This is a genomic window from Chryseobacterium sp. VD8 (assembly GCF_037149975.1).
GTDB classification, from domain to species: domain Bacteria; phylum Bacteroidota; class Bacteroidia; order Flavobacteriales; family Weeksellaceae; genus Chryseobacterium; species Chryseobacterium indicum.
The window spans coordinates 1-4,884 of record NZ_JBBCQL010000291.1 but is presented as its reverse complement, the minus strand read 5'-3'; the positions used below and the strand labels follow the sequence as shown (position 1 = coordinate 4,884).

Annotated in this window: 5 protein-coding genes and 1 pseudogene; all 6 read right to left on the bottom strand. The window is 37.3% G+C overall.

Translation table 11 applies throughout. The features are described from left to right. Positions 1-187 precede the first annotated feature (187 nt). Positions 188-886 (bottom strand): SDR family NAD(P)-dependent oxidoreductase, encoded by a 699-nt coding sequence (locus WFK35_RS20650; RefSeq protein ID WP_336734360.1) that lies wholly within the window; start codon positions 884-886, stop codon positions 188-190. A gap of 224 nt (positions 887-1,110) precedes the next feature. Further along, positions 1,111-1,392: a TIGR03643 family protein gene (locus tag WFK35_RS20645; RefSeq protein ID WP_336734358.1), complete on the bottom strand. Its 282-nt coding sequence runs from the start codon at positions 1,390-1,392 to the stop codon at positions 1,111-1,113. A 169-nt stretch (positions 1,393-1,561) separates the two neighbouring features. Further along, a complete protein-coding gene (locus WFK35_RS20640) occupies positions 1,562-3,040 on the bottom strand; it encodes a cryptochrome/photolyase family protein (protein WP_336734356.1) in 1,479 nt (492 codons plus the stop codon). Then, positions 3,025-4,323 carry a DASH family cryptochrome gene (locus WFK35_RS20635; protein WP_336734353.1) on the bottom strand — a complete coding sequence of 433 codons (1,299 nt, stop codon included), beginning with the start codon at positions 4,321-4,323 and terminating at the stop codon, positions 3,025-3,027. The genes WFK35_RS20640 and WFK35_RS20635 overlap by 16 nt, the downstream gene beginning before the upstream one ends. Next, positions 4,275-4,430 (bottom strand): DUF2256 domain-containing protein, encoded by a 156-nt coding sequence (locus WFK35_RS20630; RefSeq protein ID WP_082423549.1) that lies wholly within the window; start codon positions 4,428-4,430, stop codon positions 4,275-4,277. The genes WFK35_RS20635 and WFK35_RS20630 overlap by 49 nt, the downstream gene beginning before the upstream one ends. 316 nt (positions 4,431-4,746) lie before the next feature. Further along, positions 4,747-4,884 (bottom strand): annotated as a pseudogene (locus WFK35_RS20625) (AarF/ABC1/UbiB kinase family protein); the annotation flags it as partial.

The window sequence follows — 4,884 nt, the reverse complement described above, 5'->3', positions numbered from 1 at the left end:
GTTTGTAAGCATCGGAGTTTTCAAATTCTATAACCTGATGAAGCAGATCAATGAAAAAGTCGGTATTCATAATGCAAATTTAATCTAAGTATTTTTAATAATGTAACAATTTAATAGTCTGGCAATTTATCAGTAGCAAAGTCATAACTCAATAACTCTGAAACTCTCAAACCTTCTCTTACTAAAGTTAAAGCTTAACACTTCCCATTCCGCCATCGATTCCGAAAATCTGTCCTGTAATCCACAAAGATTTATCTGAAACTAAAAATGCCGTCATTTCCGCGATTTCTTCCGCAGTTCCCACTCTTTGCAATGGATGTCTTTTCGCAGAAGCTTCTCTTTTCTCAGGCGTAGCCAAAAGCTGTGATGCTAAATTCGTGTCCGTTAAAGAAGGCGCAATTGCATTCACCCTGATTTTCTGTGCCGAAAATTCTGCCGCCAGACTTTTCGTAAGACCTTCCACCGCATTTTTACTCGCCGCAATCGAAGCGTGAAAAGGCATTCCCAGTTTTGCCGCCACGGAACTGAAAAGCACAACAGAGGCACTTTCCGACTTTTTGAGATTCGGCAACAGTTTCTGAATAATTTTCACCGCTCCCAAAACATTGACTTCAAAATCATTCTTAAAATCATCCACAGAAAGTCGGTTAAAAGGTTTCAGATTAATACTTCCCGGTGCGTAAACCAATCCGTCTACAATTTCCGGAAAGCTGATTTCATCTAAATTTTCCGAAAGAATATTCATTGCATGAAATTCGATATTCGGATGATTCAGTTCAGGGTTTTCCGTTCTGGAAATTCCAATGATTTTGTGGTGTTCTGCAAGGATTTTTGCCGTTGCTAATCCGATTCCTTTTCCGCAACCGATAATGACGATATTTTTCATAATGTTTTTGTTTTAATTTTTTGAACACGAAGGTCTTATTTCGAAACACTTCGACAAGCTTAGTGTGACATCTCTAATACTATTCATTTAATTATCTCTAAATTGTCAGGCTGAGCTTAGTTTATCCTTAGTCTGACGAAATAAAGTCTCTATTTACAATGCTTTTTTGATCTTTTGCAAAACTTTATTTCCAAACAATTCTTTTGTGTCTTTTGTGGTAAAAATTATCTTTTTGAGATTTTATTATTGCTGATAATTCTCTGTCTGCTGCATTTAAAACGGTTAATTTCTTCGCTTCTTTTCTTCAGATGTTTCTGGCTCACTCCCGAATTCACTCTTTTTCTCCAAAGCTTAAAACTCGATTCCTTTAGTTCCGAACGCATCAGTTCAATCACTTCAGATTCACTGATTCCGAACTGAAACCGTATGGCTTCAAACGGCGTTCGGTCTTCCCAAGCCATTTCGATGATTCTGTCGATTTCTTGTATGTTGAGGTTTTTGTTCATTTTTTTTGATTTTTAACACAAAGTCCGCAAAGATTTTTCTTTAAAATTTTGAAAATATTTTTTGTTCGCAAAGGCGTTTCGCTCAGCAAAGTCTTTTTATAGAATCATTTTTTGCTCTTTTGAAAACTTTTTACCAATCAATTCTTTTGTGTCTTTTGTGGTTAAAAAATCATTTCAGATTTCCCATAACTTCCTTCGCTGATTTAAAATGCTGTTTTCGTTTCTCTTCCGGCATTTTCTCCAATGTTCTCAGCATCATTCCCAACCTTGGATTTTTAGCAAAAAATTCTTTATTGTCATTAATAAAGTTCCAAAACAGAGCATCCCATTTTTCATTCCATTCTTCATCCGGATAATCGCTCATTTTTTTTATATAATTGCTTCCGCTGATGTACGGTTTCGTGCTCATCTTTCCGCCGTCCGAAAAACTGCTCATCCCGTACACATTCGGAACCATTACCCAGTCGTAGGAATCGATGAACATTTCCATAAACCATTGATAGACTTCATCCGGATCGAACTGAGCAAGATTCATAAAGTTGGCAAAAATCATCAGTCGTTCGATGTGATGCGCATAACCGGTTTTCAGGATTTTCTGAAGCGAACTGTCAATCGGGCGGATTCCTGTTTTGGCGGTGTAAAAAGACTCCGGAAGTTTTTGCTTATGGTTCCAGTAATTTTTATTCCGCTGATACGTTCCCTGATACACATAAACCCCGCGAACAAATTCTCTCCAGCCCAAAATCTGGCGGACAAAACCTTCAAGAGAATTCACCGGAATATCGTTGTCTTTTGCAAATGAAATAGCTTTTTCCAGCACATTTTCAGGTTTTAAAAGTCCGACATTCATTAACGGAGAAAGCACGCTGTGATGCAGGAAATGTTCCTTTTCCACGATGCTGTCTTCATAAATGCCAAATTCCAGAAAGCGGTTTTCCAGAAACTGTTCGAGCCAATGTTCAGCCTCCTTAAAAGTAGTCGGATAGAGCTGTTCATCCGTAAGCGTTCCGTAATTCTTTGCAAAATGCTTTTCGGTGTATTGTTTTGCTTCCTCGTAAAATTCATTGTTTTTCGGAAAATGAATTGCGGGCGCTTTTTTATTTTTCGGATATTTTTTCCGGTTTTCGGTGTCGTACGTCCATTTTCCGCCTAAAGGTTTTCCGGCTTTCATCAGAATATTTCGGGTGATTCTCTGCTGTTTGTAAAAATCAGTCTGATGATAAGATTTTTTACCTTCAAAATAATCTTTCAGCTCTTCTTTGGTATTGATGAAAAGCGGACTATCCAAAATTTCGAGTTCTAACTTGGTTTCCTTTAATCTTTTTTCCAGCCAGTTGTCGCAAGCATCCGTTGTTTTTATCGTTGTAAAACTTTCTTTTTCAAGTTTCGGAATTAAATTTCGCATGTCGCTGAATTTCGATGAACTTTCAATATATTCAACTTCAAAACCTGCCTTTTTTAATTCAGTTTCGTAAAATTTCATTGTTGCACGATGAAACGCAATCTTCTGTTGATGAAAAGAATACTGCTTAAAAAACAGAAATTCCTCAATCAAAAACACAGGCTGACTTTTATCAAGATAATCCGTATCCTCAAAAAGCTGATGCGGAAAGATTAATTGGGCGGTATGTTTTACTGCTTTAGCCATAATTTTCTGAATTCTTGGTTAGGATCATACATTTCTGCCTGTTTTTCAGGGTTAAAAGTCCGGTCACGATTGTCATTTCCGACTCCGGCGAGATACATCCAGTTTCCGTAATTGCTGTGAACATCATAATCGATCAGCATTTCCTCAAAATAAGCCGCTCCGATTCTCCAGTCCTGTTTCAGAATTTTGCAGAAATAGGAAGCTACATTCTGTCGACCGCGATTGCTCATCCAGCCTGTATTTTTCAGTTCGAGCATATTGGCATTGACGAAATCGGAATCCGTTTCTCCATCCTTCCATTTTTGAATCAATGTTTTATTGTTTTCCGCGAAATACTTTTGATGATTAATTCCGCTTTTCCAGAAAATCAAATCTTTGTACTGTAAAGAAACATATCTGAAAAAATCCCGCCAGAGCAATTCGAAAATCAACCAATACGTTGAATCATTGGCTCCGAATTCTTCCTCATATTTTTTTATCTCGTGATAAATGGTTACCGCAGAAAGGCTTCCATCCGACAGCCAAGCCGAAAATTTCGAACTGTAATCTGTTCCCACCAAACCGTTTCGGGTTTGCTTGTACTGACTCAGATTCTGCGTTTCCGAGAAATAATGATGCAGTCTGTTTAAAGCTTCATTTTCTCCGCCCGAAAAAGGAAAAGCAGTTCTTTCGTCCGTTTCAAAATCTTCAAAACCGAGCGATTTTAATGAAATGGTATCACTTTTAAAATGAATTTCCGGTTTATCGTACATCAAATCTTCCGATTCAAATTCAGGGCGGATCAGCAGATTTTTTTCAATTTTCTGCCGGAACGCGGTAAAAAGCATCGGAATTTTATCCAAAGTCTTAAAAACAAAAAGCGAATGAACCAGAAACTGAGAATACGATTTTTCCCAAATGGCAGCCGGAACCACCCTTCGGATTTTCGTCTGAAGTTCCGTTTCTTCCTTCGTCCATTCTTCCTGACAGAAAATCTTCACGACTTCAAATTCTTCGGAAATGTCTTTGAAAACGTCTTCCGTTTTGCCGTATTTGACTATAAAAGGAATCTTCTGTTTCGCTAAATTCTGCTTTAAATTTTCTACACTTTCCAGCAAAAATTTTGCACGGTATTTCCCGATTTTTCTCGAACCGAACTGTTTTTGAGCAAAAAATTCAGAGTCAAAAACATACACCGCAAGAAAAGGTAACTCTTCCTGCATCGCTTTGTATAAGGATTCTGAATCTCTCGTTCTTAAATCTTTGGTGAACCAGAGGATGTTGATTTTTTGTTTTTCCGGCATCTTTCGCTGCAATATTTTACTTCGTCCCAGTTTTTTTTCCACTTTTTCCGCCAGTTGAAGGGCAGTCCGCAGACTTCACAGATTTTGGAAGGTAATCCTGAAGGCATATTTTTTATATTAAACTTTAATTCAAATACAATTGTAATATTAACAGGTCGCTCCTACGGAGCTTCCTTTTACGGCTCTTTATTTTTTCTATTAATAGTCAATTCCTACAGTATTAGCAATGCTCCGGCAGGAGCTGACTGTTAATAGCTAACATTTTTATTTTTAGAAGATGAGAGCTCAGTAGGAGCGACCTGTAATGATTCATTTATTCCAACAAAATCGTTTTCAAACCTTTCGGCTCTTTTAATAACCTGTAATTCATCAAAATCTTTTGTGAATTTTGACTCCGTCGAATCTTCGATTTGCAGTTAAATATCACTTACAATAATTTTTAAAATTATTAATCGCCACATCTTTCGCTTTAAGATCGTGCATCATATTATACAGTCCGAAAAACGTACGGTTCAGGTAAATGAAATGTCGGGAACCACGGTTGGTATTCATTCCTTTCAT